Genomic DNA, 18,159 nt, shown 5'->3' with positions numbered 1-18,159 from the left:
TTATATTCTTTTAGTGGACGGAATTAATATAAATAGAGACAATTAAAAGTTACTAATCCAGCAAGTTAATAGTTCATCACTTAATTTTCTTTCTAGTAATTCTTTTACTGAAGGTGTCGGCATTATTGTATAGGAATTTATATTTTCTTTATTAAAATCAATCCAGTGAAATGCTAAATGGGACTCTTTAGATATTGGAGTGAAATCGGATTTTAACTCATTTGAATCTATTTCAAAAATGTGGTTAATTTCATGGTGGAGGGTTTCTTTGGCTTGCCATTGATTCTCTATGACGCCTAAAAATTGTTTTATACTGCAAGTTACTCCAAGTTCTTCTCGTAACTCTCTTATTAGTGCATTCTCTGCTGATTCCCCAATTTCCACATGACCACCGGGTAAAAAATAGTGATGGCCTATGTATTCAGCAACTAGTAGTTTTTCATCTTGTATCATGATAGCTCGTACAATATGATGGAATTTACTTTTCATTTTGTATTCCTCCTAATCATTCACTTTATACTTGCTCGAAAATTTTCATTTAAAAGCGGGATAATATAAATCATAGGTGTTTCATATGGGTGAATTTCATTGATAATTGCAAGAGTACCTTTTACAAGTTCTCGTTTATACGTTAATTAAAACTAATAATTTTGATAAACGATTCTAAAAAAGAGTATGTTTATGAAGAAAATTATCAAAACATACTCTTAATATTTTTAGTTGATTCATTCTTTTACAATAAGGTTTGATTAGCCCTATTCTTTGCGGCCTCAAAATCGAAGCCGTAGCTAAAGTATGCAATCACTACTATTCCCTAAGCAAATCTATTCTCTACTTTAAATTTACCTGCCTGTACAAATTTTAGACTCTTAACGAACCACGAAAGCCTCTTGCGGCATAGTAAGATTCTGCCCCATTGTGATACACAAAGACGTGTCCAAAGCGATAATCGCAAAAAAGGGCACCGCCAAGTTCTCTAATATCAGAAGGTGTTTGCACCCAACTCGACGTCTTCATATCGAAATTTTCAAGATTATGTAATGTACGATATTCTTCTTCCGTTAATAGTTCAATACCCATGGTAGTTGCCATATCAATAGCGTTATTTTCTGGTTTATGTTTCTTTCTTGATTCTAGCGCTTCAAGATCGTAACAAACACTTCTACGACCTTTAGGACTTTCTGCTGAACAATCATAAAAAATATATTCGCCTTTTTCTTTATCAAAATCAACAACATCAGGTTCGCCACCAGTTCGTTCCATTTCGTTGAGCGACCACAACTTTTCAGTATTAGCATCCAACCTTTCTTGAACATTAGCCCATTCTAAACCTTTATGACGGTTCATATTATTCTCAAAACGATCTTTCAATGTTTGTAGTAATTCTTCACGTTGCTCTAGTGACAACTTTTTTTTATTGCTTTCTTTCATATTAGTTCCTCCATTGATGTTTTTATTAATGATAGTTTAAGTATATATAAATACTGTTTTATAATAAAATGTTTAAATAATTGCGTGAATTGAGTTTGCGATAATTTATATGAATTAGTACAACCAATTCTCCGCAATATGGCCCTTTAACGGAACAACTTATTGTTTCAAAACAGTTTCTTAATCGATCTTTCAATTCTAGATGTTCTTTTCCTTTTCACTATAAATACACGATATAACTTTATTCAAAACAGTACATCTTTATTTCAACAACAATAAGCGATATACTTCCTCACCGTCATATACATTTCCTAATGGTTTAAAATCATAACATTCATATAGTTTCTTTGCAGAAATATTATCTTTATGGACAGTTAATCTAATTTCCTCACACTCTTTAAAGTTATTTTTTATTAAGTTAATGATTTCCTGTAATGCTGCTTTTCCATATCCTTTTCCTTGCTCTTTTTCATCAATGATAAATCCGTTAATCCAATACATATCTGTTGACTCTCGTACAAAAGCATGCATAATAAAACCAACTATAAGGTCACCATCATATATAGCGAATGGAATATATTCGACATTTTCACCATCTGGTTTTATGTATACTTTAGCAAGTGATACTGCCACTGCCGGAACAAATTGCATTTGATTTTCTTTAACTCGTAACTTTAATGCGTCTTCCCAATTTTCTCTCGTAACAATTTTTAATTGGACGTTCACTATTTTAAGCTCCTTTAAAAAGAGAATTTATCTTTTATATTCAACGGAGTGAAATGATTCCCTTTTTCGACATCAACTTATAACATGATTTTCATAAAATCCTGAATAAATTTTTCCTCATCTAATTGTAACGCTATACGCGCCCCTTCAGATTTAGAGTGTAGGCGAAAATCAGCAAAAGTTTGTCCCTTCGTTTCGCCGCAAATATCCACAGTCACTTTTCGGGATGTATAATTTAAAAATGTAGGATTCACTAAACCGCTTATAGCAAGTACATCGTGTAATAATGGCCCTTCAATAGATGGATTGAGTTTTTGGTATGCTGATAAATAATAATCGTACATGGGTTTCATAATCGGCTTAAATGGATTTTGTGTATTAACTAAAATATAAGTAAATACACTTGGGGTTAAAACCGTTTTATTTGTTACATTTAAAGGGAATAACGTTAAATTTTTCGCTTGCTGAAATACAATTTGACTTGCTATAGGATCTCCGTACACGTTTGCCTCTGCTAATGGAGTAACATTCCCTGCTTCTAAAAAGACACCACCCATAAAATAAATTCCTTTTATATTTAACATCAAGTCGTTCCATAAATTAAAAGCAATCGCTAACGAGGTAGATCTTCCTACATCGACAATTGTTAAATCTTTTCCATACTTTACAAGAATCGCAGCAATACTACCAAAATTGTATATCGGAATAGATAACACACTTTCCGGTACATGTATGGGTCCTAATCCTTCTGGTCCATGAATTTCAGGATAATACGTTGTAATTTCATTTGTAAGTGGCTTTGTTGCCCCGCTAATTACAGGAATATCTTGTCTGTTTGCTAACTGTAAAATATATGCGGCATTATGAGCGGCATGTATATGTCCAACATTTCCATATCCAGTTACGATACCAACAATTTCAATTTCAGGATGCAGTAAGCCATACATAATTGCAAACGAATCATCAATACCTGGGTCTCCAAAAAATAAAACCTTCTCCAAGAAATGCACTCCTTTCATAGGTAAGATAATTATGTATATGTGGAAATAATTTAAATCTATACAGTTCTAAGCAAATATTAATGGTGAGTAATGTATTGATAAAAAAGAACTAGCATTATGCTAGTTCTTTTGCAGATAAATAATCTACCAGTTTAATTAAATCTCGTACAAATATTGGACTAACTGATTTTAATATAGATTATCCCCACTATATTTATAGAATTGAAAGCCTGTTATTAATCCGAAATTTTGCATTCAAATTGCAAATACTCGCAGGGATGTCTTACCATACTTTTTCGCTCTCGATTTGCTTATAATTATCTTTTTTAAATATTAAATGAGCAATCACAACTCCAAGTATAGTAATTATCCCTCCAATTATCGAAACAAAGGTTGGCACCTCGCCTAACCATATCCACGCAATAAAACATGCAGTAACTGGTGTTAAATATAGAGAACTCGTTGCTTCAGAAGCCCCGGCATGAGATGTAATATACGCTAATGCAATATATGGAAGGACTGTCGGAAACACACCTAAATATATAACGCTCAAAGTAATTTCTATAGGAGCTGCTACAATTTCTTGATAAATCCCTGGTAAAAAAATAAGCATACATACAGTACCAGACCAAATTGTATATATTGTAAATGGTAAGAAACCGTACTTTTTTAAATAAGACTTTTGAAAAACGAAAAATAGACTTTCTGAAAATGCCGCTAATAATATTAGTAATACCCCACTATTCAATTGAATGGAATCTCCTTGACTTAATGATAAAAAAGCAATTCCTACTAAACTAATTACACCACCAATCCAACCATTTAATTTCATTTTTTCATTCATAAAAACAGAAGCAAGAATTGCCGTTAATATAGGTGTTACTGAAACAATTAAACTAGCAGGTCCAGCATTTACACTCTGTTCACCGTAGTTTAGTGCAATATGATAAATAGTAAATCCTAGAGCGCCAAATATAAAAATTACTGGAATATCTTTTAAATCAGGTAACCGTAATTTGTATATAAGTGAAAACAGAAGAAGAATCAAAGAAGCAATTAGTAATCGTAGCAAAGTAAGGTGTTCAGGGGTGTAAGCTTCAAGCCCCATCCGAATTCCTGGAAAAGCTGTTCCCCATATAAGAATCGTAAAAGCGTGAGCACATACAATACGAAAATCCCATTTTTTATTATGCATATTTTCTCTCCCTCTCCAATAAACCAGCCATTTTCTAATTACCAATTATTTCTTTTCATCATATTTAATAGTTGATACAATGTCTTCAACCAGTTAATCCTCGAAAAAACCAACCACTTTGCATTTTTAAAATGAATGAGGGAGTTTTTAATATGTCTACTGATAAAAAACTGCCTAAATATCGGCAGATAATAGACTATATGAAAGAAAAAATTGAATACGGAGAATGGCCGATTGGAAGTAAGGTTCCTAGCCAGCGGCAGTTGGCGAAATTATTTCATGTAAATCGTAGTACTGTAATAACCGCACTAGAAGAACTTATGGCAGATGGCTTAATTCAAGGGCAAATAGGGTCAGGAACAATTGTAACGAATAATACATGGTCATTATTAGCCACCAATCCCCCGCCCGATTGGAGTGAATATGTAAAGGCTGGTATTCATAAACCAAGCAAGTTAATGGTACGAGAAATAAATAAAGCAGAAGCAAATAAAAAATTGATTCATCTTAGTAAAGGAGAACTTGCACCTCATCTTTTCCCGTTAGAAACTATGCAATTCATTATGCGTAACGTATGTGAGGAACTAGATTATTTCGGATATGAAGAACAAAAAGGATATTTCCCTTTACGTGAAGCAATAAGTAATTATGTAAAATCATTTGGAATAAATACATCACCAAGCTCTATATTAATAGTCTCTGGTGCATTACAGGCATTACAATTAATATCAATCGGTCTTTTACATAGAGAGTCAACTGTTTTACTTGAACGACCTTCTTACTTATATTCTCTTCATGTATTTCAATCGGCTAATATTCACCTTTCTGGAATACAGATGGATCAACATGGAATTATCCCTAATGACTTGTTAAGAAGAATTAATTATAGTCAAAAGAAAAATATTTTATATTCGATTCCTTGTTTTCAAAATCCGACGGGTGTATTAATGTCCAAGGATCGAAGAAAAGAAATACTAAAAATATGCGAAAAAGAACAATTGCCTATCATTGAAGATGATATTTACCGTGAATTATGGATTGATGAAATACCGCCACTACCTTTAAAGTCGATGGATAAACATGGACATATTTTATATATCGGCAGTCTATCTAAAACACTTAGCCCAGGACTTAGAATTGGCTGGATTATCGGGCCAGAGCCTGTTATTGAGAGATTGTCAGACATAAAAATGCAAACTGACTATGGATCAAGTTCTTTATCACAAAGAGTTGCTGCAGAATGGTTGAGTAAAGGATTTTATGAAGAACACGTTGCGAACGTAAGGATCCACCTGAAAGAGCGGAGACGAATGATGTTACAAGCTTTAGACAAGTATTGTGCAGATATTGCTACATGGGATATTCCAAGTGGTGGATTTTTTATATGGCTAACGGTTGTACCTAACATTCCAATGAAAAAACTGTTTTCAGAAGCACTATCAAAGGGAGTTCTTTTAAACCCAGGACGTATTTATGAAGAAGAATCGGATCAGTGCATACGCTTATCGTATGGATATGCTTCCTCTGAACAAATTACTCAAGGTATTTATATATTAAGTAATTTAATTCGTAAGTTAATGGCATAATAAAAATCCTCTTTTATATAAAGAGGATTTTTATGTGTACCCTATTTACCAAAATCTCATTTCCTGTCCTAATAAAATAAGTTCTTCATAAGGATCTCCGTCAATTTTTAATACTTGTGCAAAAGCCGGTTCTGTTTTTATGCCTTGTTCTTTTAATTGGATGATTTTTTTCTAATATGGGGATGCTGCATTAATAGCATGTGCTCCACTATCATATGTTTATATGCATTTTGGTTACGCACTGGCTGCGGTTGACCAAATAATTCAAATTCAAAACCTTCAAATTGAAAAGTTGCCTTTATTGTTAAGATATTTCTAATGTTTTTCTTTTTCATTTCAAAACCTTCATATGAACCATACAAAGATCTAATTTCCTGTTCAAAAACATCATAATTATGTACTTCCATTACAATATCTAAGTCAGAGTGAAGGGTATCAATTCTAATAGAGATTGTCCCACAAAGTACAGGACTATATAAAGCTAAATCCGCCATTATGTTTAGCTTATTCATAACGTCGTAAACTTTTTGTTGTTTATCGTTCCCGGATTGTAAGTATGTGATAGATGTAAATATAGAAGTCTCTCCTTCATTTAACGTAATACTCATCTCACTAAATTTGAGAAAAAATTTAATCATTTCATTTTGTTCTAGGAGTACCTTTATTTCAATATATTAAGGCGAACTAACTATATTTTTCAACTTTTCTCCTATACTGCAATACTATAAAAATAAAAAAGGAGGAACTTTTATGAGCATTTTCAATATTCTTTTGACCATACACATATTATTTGGAACCATATGTTTAATTACTGGTATTGTAGCGATGGTTGCTCAAAAAAAGAAAGGAAAACATACGGAATGGGGCGAAATATATCATGCATCTTATGTTGTCATAACCCTGACGGCAATTATATTGGCCATTATAAAGTGGGATGAAATCGCATATTTATTTTATGTAGCAATTATCTCCTATTCATTTGCGATTTACGGATATCTCGCAAGAAAAAAACGATGGAGAAATTGGTTGCAACACCATATTAGAGGTATGTTAGGCTCTTATATTGGTGCAGTTACCGCACTTTTAGTAAACATTGGTATGTATATCCCTATTTTAAATCTACTTCCACCAATATGGTTTTGGTTCTTACCTACTATAATCGGTATTCCTCTCGTAGCCAGTGTATCAAGAAAATATAAAAAACAAAGGAAAAATTAATTGCATTTTGTTTACTTTCTAGTTTGTTTTGTAAAAATGATATTTAATGTAGTAAAGACATAGAAGAGAAAATAAAAAGAATCCAAGTTTTATTGGATTCTTTTTATTTCTGTTTTTTTAAAGGCTTTATTGAATGTAAACGATCCGGATAATTAGTAAACATCCCGTCTACACCCCATATAAGTAACTTTTTCATATCCTTTTCATTATCTACTGTAAATGGATGCACTTCTAATCCATATTTCTTTATTTTTTTTACATAGGCTGCGTCAATATATTTAAAGTTCATTCCTAGGCCAATGCAGTATTTTTTATAATTCTCAATTTCTAGTTCTGTTAATTGAACTGCTTTTTTATATGATAATAATTGTACTAACGGTATATTGGCATTTAAATTATGAATCTTTCGCAGACTTTCTTCACTAAATGATTGAATAATAGCCTTATCATTTATTTGGTAGCGATTTATAATTTCTAATAGTTTTTCTTCCATTCCAGGATATTCATCTGGTGATTTTGTTTCGATATAATAGTTAGCATTATGTCCAAACGTTTCAATAATTTCTTCTAGTGTTGGAACTTTAGCATTTTTAAATTCTTCTTTTGCTAAATCGGGGTATTTTTCATTGAAAAAGCTGCCTGCATCAAGTTGTTTTATTTCTGTTAATGTATGATTTCTTACTAATCCAGTACCGTTCGTTGTACGATCCAATGTTTCATCGTGCATAGCTATTAAACGTCCGTCTTTTGTCATTTGAAGATCTATTTCTATATAGTCTCCCTTTAATTGTTGTCCTAATTTGTAAGCTTCTATTGTATGTTCTGGTGCATATGCAGATGCACCTCTATGTGCAATGTTTTTTATATGATTTAATGTATTAGTAGCTTTAATGTATTTATGTTCATTTATTTGCTGAAAAACAAAGATGCTTATTACCATAAAGAAGCATATGAGTGTAATTAGAGATATTTTTTTCATAACGGTATGTTAACTCCTATATTTAAAGCGATTTTATTTGGATTAATTATCCAAATAAATGCTGGTTTTCAAAAACAGTCATTTGTCCTACAGCTTTAAACCCAGATTTTTCATAAATGTTAATTCCATCAGGTGAAGCTTGTAGTACGCAGTACATATTTTTTAATTGTTTTGCTTCTTGCAGCAGGAAATTAAACATAGTAGAGCCAAAACCTTTTCCTCTCATTTCTTCTTTAGTCGCTATATCATAAATACCGACACTATCTTTCGTACATACTAAAGAGCCAACAGATACTACCTCACCTTTATAAAGACCTAAGTATAGTTTCATGTCATCGCTATTCCATACATCTAAAGAAGAAATTTGATTATAGTATGCTTGAACGTGAGTACCTTCTGCTGATGTACCGAATAAAGCCGCTAACGTTTCGCCAAATTGTTGTATTTGTTCTGGCGATGTTGCTTTTTGTATTGTAAAACCTACTGGAATGTCTATTATTGGATGAATTTTTCTTAAGTCTGCTACCATCGCGATATTCTGTTCTGCTTCTTTTAAACCAAGTTTGATTAATTCGCTTTTTATAGTCTGTTCTTGTTTATCATCCCAAAACCAAACACTCATTGGAAATTTCTTTTGATTATAGCATTCTACCTCCTTATATAATTTCTCAATCCCTTCCGTTACATTACTATTTAGTAGTGTAATAATATTAAATGTATCTGCAGGTAATCCGCAGTCGATAGTAATGTAATCCTTCGTTTCTTTTACATCCATTCCATTTACCTGCCGCGCAATATATGAGGTTTTATATGTGAAATTGTCTATTAGTAACTGTTTATAATTCATTAATTTTGCTCCTTTCATAAAAATTCGTATTCGAATCCTTCAGTATTAAATATAACATATAAGAAATGTACCTATTTCTATAAAAATATCTCTATAAATCACTCTATGCGCCCTAAAAGAATTAAAAATGATATAACGTTGTCGGAATGAAAAAAGTGGTATATAATAAATATTAACATTACTAGTAATTATTTTAGGTATTCCTAGAATAAAGGAGCGATACATATGAAAATTACTATTTATTTCGGAAGTCATGAGGATCAAGATGTCCGTACTATGGACTGTCATTTAGATGTAGAAGATACAGAAGAGATTGTTTCTGTATCATAATATAAATAGTTGGGATGAACCCTCTTCCCTACAGCGTTTAAGACACCTTTTACAGGTGTCTTTTTTGTTGTTTTTTCATCAAAAACCCTTTACTTTAGAGCGTTTTAATAGTAAAATATAAATATACGAACAAACGTTCTTTTTATTTTAATTGTACATGAAGGGATGATTTTAACAATGACTCAAGCAAAGCGCAGAGGAAGAAAAAAGCAAACACCTATTATTTCAAATACAGGCTTTATCGGCTCTGTCTTTATTGATACATTGGAGTTACAAAAGAAATCCTATTATTTCGCTCGTAAAAAACTTCAAATTGTTCATCACGTACTAGATGGTCTATCTGGAGCAACGAGTGCATTATTTAAAGAACATAATATCGCTGCATACATGTCATGTGTGTATTTACATAAACAACAGAAAATTGGCTTCGTTCTTTCAACAAAACCTTTTGAACAAAGTGATGGTGTTTCTTATTTTATAAATTATTTGATCGAAAAGAATTTTTATGGTGACGAAGACATTGAATATCAAGAAGTATTTAATACAGGTTTTATTGGTGTAGTATTCGCGGATTTATCTAGTATAGATCGCTTTAATTTTGAGTTTGAAATGGGTATGCTAACGAAATTAATGAAAGATATGATTATTCCGGTTAAAGAGCTCTTTTTACGCCACAATGTACCGGCTTACATCTCCACTTCTCATTTAGAGGAGCAAAATAAATTAGGTTTCGTTCTATCTGTAAAGCCATATGATGAACGTGCAGAAGCAGATTTATACTTCGAAACATATTTAAAAGAGCGCGGATTATTTATTGGTGATGAAGAAGATGATATTGATAAAATAGTTATTAGAAAGACAGCCGAATTACGATAGTTTTCCAGTACAACTTACATTAATAAATTGTTCAGTATTTAATTTGAACTTAATACCTTCCTATTGGTAATAGGAAGGTATTAATAATTTATTAGTCCTGACGCTTTTCATACATCTCTATTTTTTTATTTAGTAAATCTTTACCCCAAGCTTGCATTGCTTCTAATACAGGTATAAACTTTTCCCCCTGCTCTGTTAAAGAATATTCTACCTTTGGTGGAACAACTTTATAAACTTCTCTGTGTACTAGCTCGTCCTCTTCAAGCTCTCTTAATTGTCTAGTTAAGATTCCTTTTGAGATGCCAGGTAACATCCTCAATAATTCATTAAACCTAATAATTTCATTTTTGCTTAAATGCCACAAAATCACGATTTTCCATCTTCCTGCAATTGCATTTTGGGTAACTGTTAATGGACAAATTTCTTGCTGTGTTTCTTCAGAAACCGATTCATCTTGATAACTAAAACGTGCCATAATAAAATCTCCTTTTTCGCTAAGTACTATTTTTATGACTATGTTATTAAATTGTGCCTACTTACATAAATCCTTCTTAAGAAATAGTATATGTAATGTATACAAAAATCAAAAATAACGCTGTATGTAACGGAGGAGATTGTATGAAAGTTTTAGTAACAGGTGCAAACGGAAATTTAGGTTCTAAAATTGTTGAGTATTTACTTACCAGATTATCAATTGAAGAAATAATTGTTGGGGTACGTGATGACAAGTCTGAAAAAGCACTTAGCTATAAGGAACAAGGCTTAGAAGTACGTGTAACGGATTTTGAAAATCTAGAAACCTTGTTTTCAGCATTCAAAGATGTTGAGCATTTATTCATCATGTCAACATTTGGTGACTTTGATACAGTTATACGTCAGCATACAAATGCAGTAGAAGCTGCCAAAGTAACAGGTGTAAAACAAATTATTTATCCAAGTGTTACAAGAGCAGAAGGAAATGACTTTTTCCTAGCGGGCATGCATAGAGCACGTGAAGTAGCAATTATTGAATCAGGTATTCCTTATGTGATTCTGCGTAACAACTGGTATGTAGAAAATGAACTTGGTACAATTCAAAGCTGTATGGCTGGTGCCCCTTGGGTGACTTCTGCAGGAGAAGGGAAAATCGGTTGGGTATATCGTCCGGATTTAGCTGAAGCAACAGCGAATGTTTTGGTAGCTGATGGTCACAAAAATAAGATTTATGAACTTTCTGGTGAAAATTTAAAACAACAGCAATTTGTTGATACATTAAGTGAAGTATTAGGTAAAGAAATTCCTTTATTAGAAGTAGATGACTCTTCTTATGAAGAAATGTTAAAAGGTGCTGGAGTACCTGAAGCCTACCTTCCAATGTTAGTAATGACTCAAAAAGGGATTCGTGAAGGAGGATTAGAATCAACACATACCCATTTAAATTTCTTATTAGAACGTCAGGCTACACCATTAAAGCAAGCATTAACACATTTATTAGTAAATACAAAATAGATAAATCAAATTCTACAGCCGAGATCAAATAATAAATTTTGTATCTTACAAAGTGCCAGTCCACATTAGGAATGGCACTTCTTTATTACTGCCTTTACTTCGACCATCTATCACTTTAGTTAAAGAAGGATTTTTAAACAACATTATTATTTTTTAAAGGACTCTATTGCAAAATAAACATCTTTTTGTTACTTAACAAATTTACTTAGCTACGCAAAACACTATAATCTTTTGAATGAATTTCTAAGTTCAACTTATTTGAATAAGCCTTATTCAAAATAAGAAATACTATCCCTCCTGTAATTGGAAGCGTGTAAGCAGGGATATAATTTAATAATAATCCTGATAATGCCAATGCTATTGGCTGCATCATTTTACCTATACTTAATCCAATACTGAGTACTCTCCCCCTATATTCATCAGGAATCTCTTTTTGCGTGAAATAAATTAAAGGAATATCAATTAACGCTATTATTAGCCCTAAAAAGAACATAACAACACAATACGTAATAACGTATACAAAATCATTTACTTCAAAACTTTTGAATAGAACTGGAATTCCTGAAATAATCATAAAAACTGCCAACATTGAACTTAGCTTTTTCAAAAGATAAGAGTAAGAAAAACGATTAGTTATCTTTTTTACTAAAATTGCACCAATTATCATCCCTACAGGAAAAGTCCCTTGAATCATACCAAATTGCTTAGAACTTAGATTGAGAACCGTGTTTATAATATATGGCAATGGAACAGTTACAGCAAAACCTAGGAAGAAATTAAGTGAAGTTAAAATACTAAACGTATTCTTTAAGCTTTCCTTTTCAATTAAGTAAGAAAACCCCTCTTTTATATCTTTAATAAAATTAATTTCTCTTTTTGAACATCCATCATTTATGTTGTACTCGAACAATTTAAAGTGAATAAACAATATGGATATGCCCGAAAGAATAAATGAAATACCATTTATAATTATAAAAGTTTTTATATCTAATACAGCAAAAACGATGCCACCTAACATAGGACCGAGAATTAAAGATACAGAATCGATAATTTTACTTATAGAGTTAATACTCATTAACCTCTCTTTAGAGACGATATTTGGTTTTGCCGCTTCTAACCCTATTCCAAAGAATGTTGTAAATACCGTCATAAGAAAGGTAGTAGTATAAATGATGAATAAGTTTAATCCATAATAGCTGCTTAATATATAAACAGTTATTAATAAGCAACCACTTAGTAAATCCATACAAATAACCAGTTTCTTTTTATCAACCTTATCAGCAATTACACCGGCAAATGGATTCATAACAATCATTGGAATCGTTCCTAAAATGAGCGTAATCGCAAAATTTAACGCAGATCCGGTTATTTGTAAAACATATAATCCTAATGCGAAACTATATATAGAGCTACCGGATATTGATACTGTTTTTGCAATTGAATATAAACAAATATTTCTTAGTTCTTGGTTTCTTTTTTTATTTTCTATATGTAATCGTAAACTTCCCATAACATTTCCCTCCCGCTGAACTTTGTATTACGTACAGTGTAAGTTCTCGGGTTAACCCAATATCAATATGCTATTATTAAAAACTTCTAAAAGAAAAATTTAAAAAGATGGGGTTAACCCCATCTTTTTCCGAAAAATGAATATGTATAAATTTCTTCTCCTTGAACAAAGAAATCTTCGTACTTTCCGCCTCGTTCTATATATTCTGAAGTTCTTTCATCTATGTAATTAAACTGTAGCTTTTGGATTTCTCCCTTGACTTTTGAAGACGTAAAATTATCTCTTAATCTAGTTGTAATTTGGCTATTTATGCTAAAATTTTTAAATACAATAAATGAACTTAATAAATAACAATCAGGTTTGAATAGATAGTTTAATTCGTGAAGTAAAAAATCCTCATGCTCAAAACTGTAATTACTTGTACCAGACTGATCAATTACAATATCAACAGAATGGTTCTGAATAGGTATACTTAAAAAATCAGCGCAAATAAAAAGAATGTTTCTTTTGGAATTTCTTTTTTCAATTACATCTTTTAAAAATAGAAGTTTATTCAAATCACGATCAACAGCAATATATAAGCAATCCTCTGGCAGCTCTTCATAAATATTTCGTAAAAAGAATCCAAGACCCGATCCTATATCAAGTATTACCTTGTCATTTAAATCTAGTTGTTTTAGTTTCTTTTTCGCCCATTCTCCTATTCTATGTATATTCTCCAAATAAGAAGAATCAGTTGCATGGATATAATCTGAAATAGGATCTTCAAAAGAAGCCCTGTCAGACGTTTCAAACGATTTATCTGCTGTTAAAATCCCTGAATTAATAACATATTCTTCGCCGCAATTACAAGTTAATTTCCCCTCCGTAATTTGATTACTATTAATAATTCCATCTTGAAGAATTAAATTTCCGCTACACTTAAAACATGTAAGAAAATTAAGCACCCTTAAATCTATCCCTAAAATTGAATTAGAAATCTCAGTTGTTATAGATAAATCATTTAACGCTGCCTTTAATTTATCTCTTCTTTCCTCTAAAATTTGTATTTCTTGTTCAATCTTTTCATATTTCAATTTAAATAAAGATTGGTAAAAAGTATCTTTTTCATAATTTATAGATTTTGCTAAACTTTTATAAAGAAAAAGTTCTTTAATTTCATTCAAACTAAATCCTAGCCATTTGTACTCTAATATAAGCTCTACATCTTTTTGACAATACTCATCAAAAAAATAATGACCACCCTTTTTTTCAGGAATAATTAGTCCGAGATCCATATAATGTCTAATTGTATCTATACTTATATTGTTTTTTTCTCCAAACTTTCCGATTTTCATAATATCACTACCATTTTAGTATTTGTTTATAAATACTTCTTTTCTAATAGTAGGAAATCCTTTTATCCATCTATATATAATTATCTAGTATAGGGTAATTGTAGAAAAAAATAAAAAAACCCGCGAATCATTCACGGGTTTTCCTCTTAATAACTAATTGCTATTGTACCTTCACCTGCATGTACAGCAAATGAAATCGGCAATGGATAAAGCTTGAAATCCATTTCAGGGAATGCTTGTTTAATATCTGAAATCCATTCTTCAGCTCCATTTTTATCGTTAGCATAGAACATATGAAGTACTTTTGGTAATTCTTTTTCAAGCTCATTTTTAATGTATTCTCTACATTTTTGGATTTTACGCACTTTCTTTTCAAGTAAAAGTTCGCCGCCTTTTACTTCTAAGATTAAGTTGACACTTAATAAACTTCCAAGTAAAAATTGAACTCCCTTTACTCGACCACTTGCATATAAACCTTTTAAGCTTTTTGGAAATACATAAAAAGGCCTTCTTTTTTCATCTACTAATGTTTTATGTATATCTTGTAAAGTCATACCATCATTGTATAACGTTTTAGCTTTTCTCAAAAGTTCATCCATTGGATAACTTGTCGTTTCACTATCTAATACAGTTAAAGGGAAACCTGCCATATCAGCAGCTAACTTCATATTTTGATAGGTCCCACTTACTTTTCCGCTAATAGCAACTGCAAAGCCTTCTTCATATTCTTCTTTGCATTTAGTAAATAATTCTACCATTTCCCCTATATTAGGTTGCGAAGTAGTAACTGTTCTTCCATCATTTAACGCTTCATAAAGACGTTTATGAACTCCTTCTTCACAATCCTTATAAGACACTCCATCGATAATAACTTCAATTGGGATAACAAAGTTATCACCATCTGTTGTAAAACTCGCAGTTGTACTATCAGTAAACCAAGCAACACGCTTCATGTTGTTCCTCCCTTATTCTGTTCCTCTTTTCTGACTTTTCTATATATTTATCTTACGAAAAGAGAATATCCCCTGTAATAGTAACAGGACTTTATTATTTTGGCTATAGTAGATGTATAATAAATGTGAATGTTTTTTGTCTATTTATCAAAAAAAGAAAACCACAAAATTTTCCGGCTTTCTTTTAACATTAAATTACTTAAATGTTTCGTTATCTAAAATAACAACATAATCATTCGTCATTCGCCCCGCTTCTTTCGTATAACTGACAAGTCGCTGGATATTATCACAGCAAATTTTTGCTCCCCATACGAGTAACGGTACACCAATAAAATCAATATGAAATCTTCTAGAAAACAAACCGCCTAAAGTCATTGGCAATGGGACTGTTGGTGATGTATTAGAGAAAATAATCTTGTCATGGTTTTGATAATGTTTTTGCAGAATCTCTCCTAAATGCTTCATCGCAGGTACAACGACTTTTGATGCCCCGCATCCAATTGTATATACGGGATTCCCATATTCATCTTGTCCATGAAAAATAATTTTCCCCATATCTTCTGTTTTCAATTTATTAAAGTACTCCACATTTAAAATTTCTTCTTTCGTTAACTTCCGATCAGTTGGTAATTTATTTAAATGATAAGCTGCAGCTAGCGAGGTTGTATGCGTTCCGCCGAAATCTGTGTAGATAAAAATCATAATATCATCCCTTATTATAAAAAGTTCAATGTTAATTAGTATCACCATTCAAAAGATTGTTAAACAAGGGATGATTTTTTTTATACTCTTTGTGTTAATTCATTATATTTTTTCCAAATATAATATCGTCTACTAATTACTGTACCTAATGTGATACAGAGGAAGGCATTCGTTACAACCATTAATGTGGAGTGCGTACTGCCAGAAAACATACTTTGCTTAATCACGATTTTCGCACCTAAAATAACAAGGAGAATAATTGTACTTAACCAATTTCCTTTTCGTAATACATGACCCGTTTCACTATCTAACCGAAATGTTAAAGCTTTCCCCCTAATAATCCCAAGTGCCAATCCAATTCCAAACATTGCAACGAATAGTAGTATGTGCAATATATTTAATTGTCCCATATGAATAATGGACTGGATTGTTACAAAGCACAGCAAAGCCGGAATGAGCCAAATACGATTAATATTCACTTTGTATTCCTTACCTTGCATTAATACAATTATAAGAATAACAAGTAGAATAACAAATAGAATATCCATTTAGAGTCCTCCTATATACTTGTTTACCTTTGAAAATTATATTCGTCTCTGTTCATACCATACTTGAAATACGATAGCTACTTTAATTTGTATAATATGGAATGTGATTTCCCATCAGCCTTAAGCATTATTTATAAAAGTAAAAAGACGTACTTTTTACTCGTACGTCTTCTACTACTTGTTCTTCATGTATAGCAACTAGTTCAATTGCGGGATTTTCATATTTTTCTTTCCCTCTAAGTACATTGTCATAATATGCTGTATCTAAAAAAGATAACACACGGCAACGTACCTAGCCTATTTCGTCTTCTTTTTTATATGCTCTAATTTTTATATCCATGTAATTAAAACGCTCCTTCTATTTCTACCATTAGTTTTTCAGGTCCTGCCCCTTTATTTGATGGAATAACTAATGTAATTCCTAATTCCGGGTATACGGCCGAGCGAAAACTCACGCCTGGATCATATCCCATTACATGATATTTAAAAATATTTCCTTGTCTTTTTTCAATCCATATTCCATAGCCGTAAGACTGGCTATTATTCACTAAAATATGAGGAGTTAAAAGTAACTTCGTATATTCGTGGCTTAATATTTCGTTGTTAAATAGAGCTTCCCAAAATTTCACCATGTCTGGTGCAGTAATATAAGCACCACCATCAGAACCTCCTTTTATGGGTATAGAGTATGCATTTGTTCTCCATTTTTGACTATTTCCATCCTTTATATATCCGAGAGCTGTATGTTTTGGTAAATTATCTAAAGAGAAATAGCCTGAATCATTCATACCAACTGGAACAAATATGTTTCTTTCTATATATTCCGTAAATTCAAGTCCTGTCTGCTGTTCTATAATTAATCCAAGTATAATAAAACCTGCATTGTTATAGTAAAACTTACTTCCTGGTGTAAACATCATATTACTGTTTTGGAATAATGGTAAAAAGTCTTTTAAACTTTTTAATAGATACATAGGAGTTTGTTTCCAAAGGTCTTCAAAGTTATCCATGATACTTTCATCAAAATAATCTGGAATACCTGAACTATGCGTTAAAAGTTGATGTACTGTAATATCTTCATTAAAGTTTGGAAATTTAATATGTAGACAATCTTTTAACTTTGTATGAAAAGTAATTACACCTCTTTCAACAAGTTGACAGATACTGATAGCAGTGAATAATTTGCATCCTGAGGCAATTCCAAATCTTGTTTGTAGTGTATTGTTTATACATTCACTTCGGTTAGCATATCCAAATGAATTTTCATAAATAATATCATCATCTTTTTTTATTAAGACTACCCCAGAAAAATCTATATTCTGATGTATTTCTTTTACAATTTTCTCTATTTGATCTTTTGTTTTTATCATAATAACCACCCTTGTTTATTGGTATTGTTCTTTCCCCTTATTATTTTTCCATATATAGGGGA

18 protein-coding genes and 2 pseudogenes are annotated in these 18,159 nt (G+C 31.6%); 4 read left to right on the top strand and 16 right to left on the bottom strand.

From position 1 onward, the window contains the following. Positions 1 to 42 precede the first annotated feature (42 nt). From ABH955_RS05165 to ABH955_RS05145, 5 genes are all read right to left on the bottom strand, one after another. Positions 43 to 489 carry an NUDIX domain-containing protein gene (locus ABH955_RS05165; RefSeq protein ID WP_002013219.1) on the bottom strand — a complete coding sequence of 149 codons (447 nt, stop codon included), beginning with the start codon at positions 487 to 489 and terminating at the stop codon, positions 43 to 45. 372 nt (positions 490 to 861) lie between these two features. Beyond that, a complete protein-coding gene (locus tag ABH955_RS05160; protein ID WP_113936389.1) occupies positions 862 to 1,431 on the bottom strand; it encodes a DUF4256 domain-containing protein in 570 nt (189 codons plus the stop codon). A 261-nt stretch (positions 1,432 to 1,692) separates the two neighbouring features. Continuing rightward, positions 1,693 to 2,157: a GNAT family N-acetyltransferase gene (locus ABH955_RS05155; RefSeq protein WP_113936388.1), complete on the bottom strand. Its 465-nt coding sequence runs from the start codon at positions 2,155 to 2,157 to the stop codon at positions 1,693 to 1,695. A 77-nt stretch (positions 2,158 to 2,234) separates the two neighbouring features. Then, positions 2,235 to 3,158, bottom strand: a complete 924-nt coding sequence (locus ABH955_RS05150; RefSeq protein WP_113936387.1) for a nucleoside hydrolase — start codon at positions 3,156 to 3,158, stop codon at positions 2,235 to 2,237. 283 nt (positions 3,159 to 3,441) lie between these two features. Then, positions 3,442 to 4,353: a DMT family transporter gene (locus tag ABH955_RS05145; protein ID WP_113936386.1), complete on the bottom strand. Its 912-nt coding sequence runs from the start codon at positions 4,351 to 4,353 to the stop codon at positions 3,442 to 3,444. A gap of 152 nt (positions 4,354 to 4,505) precedes the next feature. Between ABH955_RS05145 and pdxR the strand changes: the two genes are divergently transcribed. After that, on the top strand, positions 4,506 to 5,939 hold the full coding sequence (gene pdxR / locus ABH955_RS05140) for a MocR-like pyridoxine biosynthesis transcription factor PdxR (RefSeq protein ID WP_002165703.1): 1,434 nt from the start codon (positions 4,506 to 4,508) through the stop codon (positions 5,937 to 5,939). Between the two features lie 45 nt (positions 5,940 to 5,984). Here pdxR and ABH955_RS05135 read toward each other — a convergent pair. After that, positions 5,985 to 6,514 (bottom strand): annotated as a pseudogene (locus ABH955_RS05135) (DUF4269 domain-containing protein). Positions 6,515 to 6,689: 175 nt separating this feature from the next. Between ABH955_RS05135 and ABH955_RS05130 the strand changes: the two are divergent. Next, positions 6,690 to 7,157, top strand: coding sequence for a DUF2306 domain-containing protein (locus tag ABH955_RS05130; RefSeq protein ID WP_002085290.1), 468 nt, complete (start codon positions 6,690 to 6,692; stop codon positions 7,155 to 7,157). Positions 7,158 to 7,260: 103 nt separating this feature from the next. On the opposite strand, the gene ABH955_RS05125 is transcribed toward ABH955_RS05130, so the two are convergent. Together ABH955_RS05125 and ABH955_RS05120 are read right to left on the bottom strand one after the other, a co-directional pair. After that, positions 7,261 to 8,136 (bottom strand): glycerophosphodiester phosphodiesterase, encoded by an 876-nt coding sequence (locus ABH955_RS05125; protein ID WP_404453745.1) that lies wholly within the window; start codon positions 8,134 to 8,136, stop codon positions 7,261 to 7,263. Positions 8,137 to 8,182: 46 nt separating this feature from the next. Continuing rightward, positions 8,183 to 8,983, bottom strand: a complete 801-nt coding sequence (locus ABH955_RS05120) for a GNAT family N-acetyltransferase (protein ID WP_404453742.1) — start codon at positions 8,981 to 8,983, stop codon at positions 8,183 to 8,185. A 507-nt stretch (positions 8,984 to 9,490) separates the two neighbouring features. On the opposite strand from ABH955_RS05120, the gene ABH955_RS05115 reads away from it, so the two are divergent. Further along, positions 9,491 to 10,189: a hypothetical protein gene (locus ABH955_RS05115; protein ID WP_002085281.1), complete on the top strand. Its 699-nt coding sequence runs from the start codon at positions 9,491 to 9,493 to the stop codon at positions 10,187 to 10,189. Positions 10,190 to 10,280: 91 nt separating this feature from the next. On the opposite strand, the gene ABH955_RS05110 is transcribed toward ABH955_RS05115, so the two are convergent. Continuing rightward, the gene (locus ABH955_RS05110; RefSeq protein ID WP_002085280.1) at positions 10,281 to 10,664 is read right to left on the bottom strand and encodes a winged helix-turn-helix transcriptional regulator; all 384 of its coding nucleotides are present in this window, start codon (positions 10,662 to 10,664) and stop codon (positions 10,281 to 10,283) included. A gap of 143 nt (positions 10,665 to 10,807) precedes the next feature. Between ABH955_RS05110 and ABH955_RS05105 the strand changes: the two genes are divergently transcribed. Next, on the top strand, positions 10,808 to 11,677 hold the full coding sequence (locus tag ABH955_RS05105) for an NmrA family NAD(P)-binding protein (RefSeq protein ID WP_404453739.1): 870 nt from the start codon (positions 10,808 to 10,810) through the stop codon (positions 11,675 to 11,677). A 205-nt stretch (positions 11,678 to 11,882) separates the two neighbouring features. Here ABH955_RS05105 and ABH955_RS05100 read toward each other — a convergent pair whose 3' ends face one another. From ABH955_RS05100 to ABH955_RS05070, 7 genes and pseudogenes are all read right to left on the bottom strand, one after another. Continuing rightward, positions 11,883 to 13,187 (bottom strand): MFS transporter, encoded by a 1,305-nt coding sequence (locus tag ABH955_RS05100; protein ID WP_404453736.1) that lies wholly within the window; start codon positions 13,185 to 13,187, stop codon positions 11,883 to 11,885. Positions 13,188 to 13,300: 113 nt separating this feature from the next. Beyond that, on the bottom strand, positions 13,301 to 14,524 hold the full coding sequence (locus ABH955_RS05095; protein WP_404453734.1) for a methyltransferase domain-containing protein: 1,224 nt from the start codon (positions 14,522 to 14,524) through the stop codon (positions 13,301 to 13,303). A gap of 146 nt (positions 14,525 to 14,670) precedes the next feature. Then, positions 14,671 to 15,477, bottom strand: a complete 807-nt coding sequence (locus ABH955_RS05090; protein WP_002013192.1) for a DegV family protein — start codon at positions 15,475 to 15,477, stop codon at positions 14,671 to 14,673. Between the two features lie 195 nt (positions 15,478 to 15,672). Further along, complete coding sequence (locus ABH955_RS05085) at positions 15,673 to 16,179, bottom strand: DUF3189 family protein (RefSeq protein WP_002085266.1); 507 nt, start codon at positions 16,177 to 16,179, stop codon at positions 15,673 to 15,675. A gap of 80 nt (positions 16,180 to 16,259) precedes the next feature. Continuing rightward, positions 16,260 to 16,727 carry a CcdC protein domain-containing protein gene (locus tag ABH955_RS05080; protein ID WP_404453731.1) on the bottom strand — a complete coding sequence of 156 codons (468 nt, stop codon included), beginning with the start codon at positions 16,725 to 16,727 and terminating at the stop codon, positions 16,260 to 16,262. Between the two features lie 172 nt (positions 16,728 to 16,899). After that, positions 16,900 to 17,007, bottom strand: a pseudogene (locus ABH955_RS05075) (GNAT family acetyltransferase); the annotation flags it as partial. Positions 17,008 to 17,071: 64 nt separating this feature from the next. Next, positions 17,072 to 18,097: a serine hydrolase domain-containing protein gene (locus tag ABH955_RS05070; RefSeq protein ID WP_002085259.1), complete on the bottom strand. Its 1,026-nt coding sequence runs from the start codon at positions 18,095 to 18,097 to the stop codon at positions 17,072 to 17,074. Positions 18,098 to 18,159: the final 62 nt, after the last annotated feature.

The organism is Bacillus sp. RC240, assembly GCF_044907945.1.
GTDB classification, from domain to species: Bacteria; Bacillota; Bacilli; order Bacillales; family Bacillaceae_G; genus Bacillus_A; species Bacillus_A mycoides.
This window is presented reverse-complemented; position numbering and strand designations above follow the sequence as displayed.

Excerpts from the sequence above, each read along its gene's own strand:
- ABH955_RS05095 (WP_404453734.1), bottom strand. The coding sequence starts at position 14,524 with ATGAAAATCGGAAAGTTTGGAGAAAAAAACAATATAAGTATAGATACA.
- ABH955_RS05080 (WP_404453731.1), bottom strand. The coding sequence starts at position 16,727 with ATGGATATTCTATTTGTTATTCTACTTGTTATTCTTATAATTGTATTA.
- ABH955_RS05130 (WP_002085290.1), top strand. The coding sequence starts at position 6,690 with ATGAGCATTTTCAATATTCTTTTGACCATACACATATTATTTGGAACC.
- pdxR (WP_002165703.1), top strand. The coding sequence starts at position 4,506 with ATGTCTACTGATAAAAAACTGCCTAAATATCGGCAGATAATAGACTAT.
- ABH955_RS05110 (WP_002085280.1), bottom strand. The coding sequence starts at position 10,664 with ATGGCACGTTTTAGTTATCAAGATGAATCGGTTTCTGAAGAAACACAG.
- ABH955_RS05100 (WP_404453736.1), bottom strand. The coding sequence starts at position 13,187 with ATGGGAAGTTTACGATTACATATAGAAAATAAAAAAAGAAACCAAGAA.
- ABH955_RS05115 (WP_002085281.1), top strand. The coding sequence starts at position 9,491 with ATGACTCAAGCAAAGCGCAGAGGAAGAAAAAAGCAAACACCTATTATT.
- ABH955_RS05165 (WP_002013219.1), bottom strand. The coding sequence starts at position 489 with ATGAAAAGTAAATTCCATCATATTGTACGAGCTATCATGATACAAGAT.
- ABH955_RS05090 (WP_002013192.1), bottom strand. The coding sequence starts at position 15,477 with ATGAAGCGTGTTGCTTGGTTTACTGATAGTACAACTGCGAGTTTTACA.
- ABH955_RS05105 (WP_404453739.1), top strand. The coding sequence starts at position 10,808 with ATGAAAGTTTTAGTAACAGGTGCAAACGGAAATTTAGGTTCTAAAATT.
- ABH955_RS05160 (WP_113936389.1), bottom strand. The coding sequence starts at position 1,431 with ATGAAAGAAAGCAATAAAAAAAAGTTGTCACTAGAGCAACGTGAAGAA.
- ABH955_RS05145 (WP_113936386.1), bottom strand. The coding sequence starts at position 4,353 with ATGCATAATAAAAAATGGGATTTTCGTATTGTATGTGCTCACGCTTTT.
- ABH955_RS05120 (WP_404453742.1), bottom strand. The coding sequence starts at position 8,983 with ATGAATTATAAACAGTTACTAATAGACAATTTCACATATAAAACCTCA.
- ABH955_RS05125 (WP_404453745.1), bottom strand. The coding sequence starts at position 8,136 with ATGAAAAAAATATCTCTAATTACACTCATATGCTTCTTTATGGTAATA.
- ABH955_RS05085 (WP_002085266.1), bottom strand. The coding sequence starts at position 16,179 with ATGATTTTTATCTACACAGATTTCGGCGGAACGCATACAACCTCGCTA.
- ABH955_RS05070 (WP_002085259.1), bottom strand. The coding sequence starts at position 18,097 with ATGATAAAAACAAAAGATCAAATAGAGAAAATTGTAAAAGAAATACAT.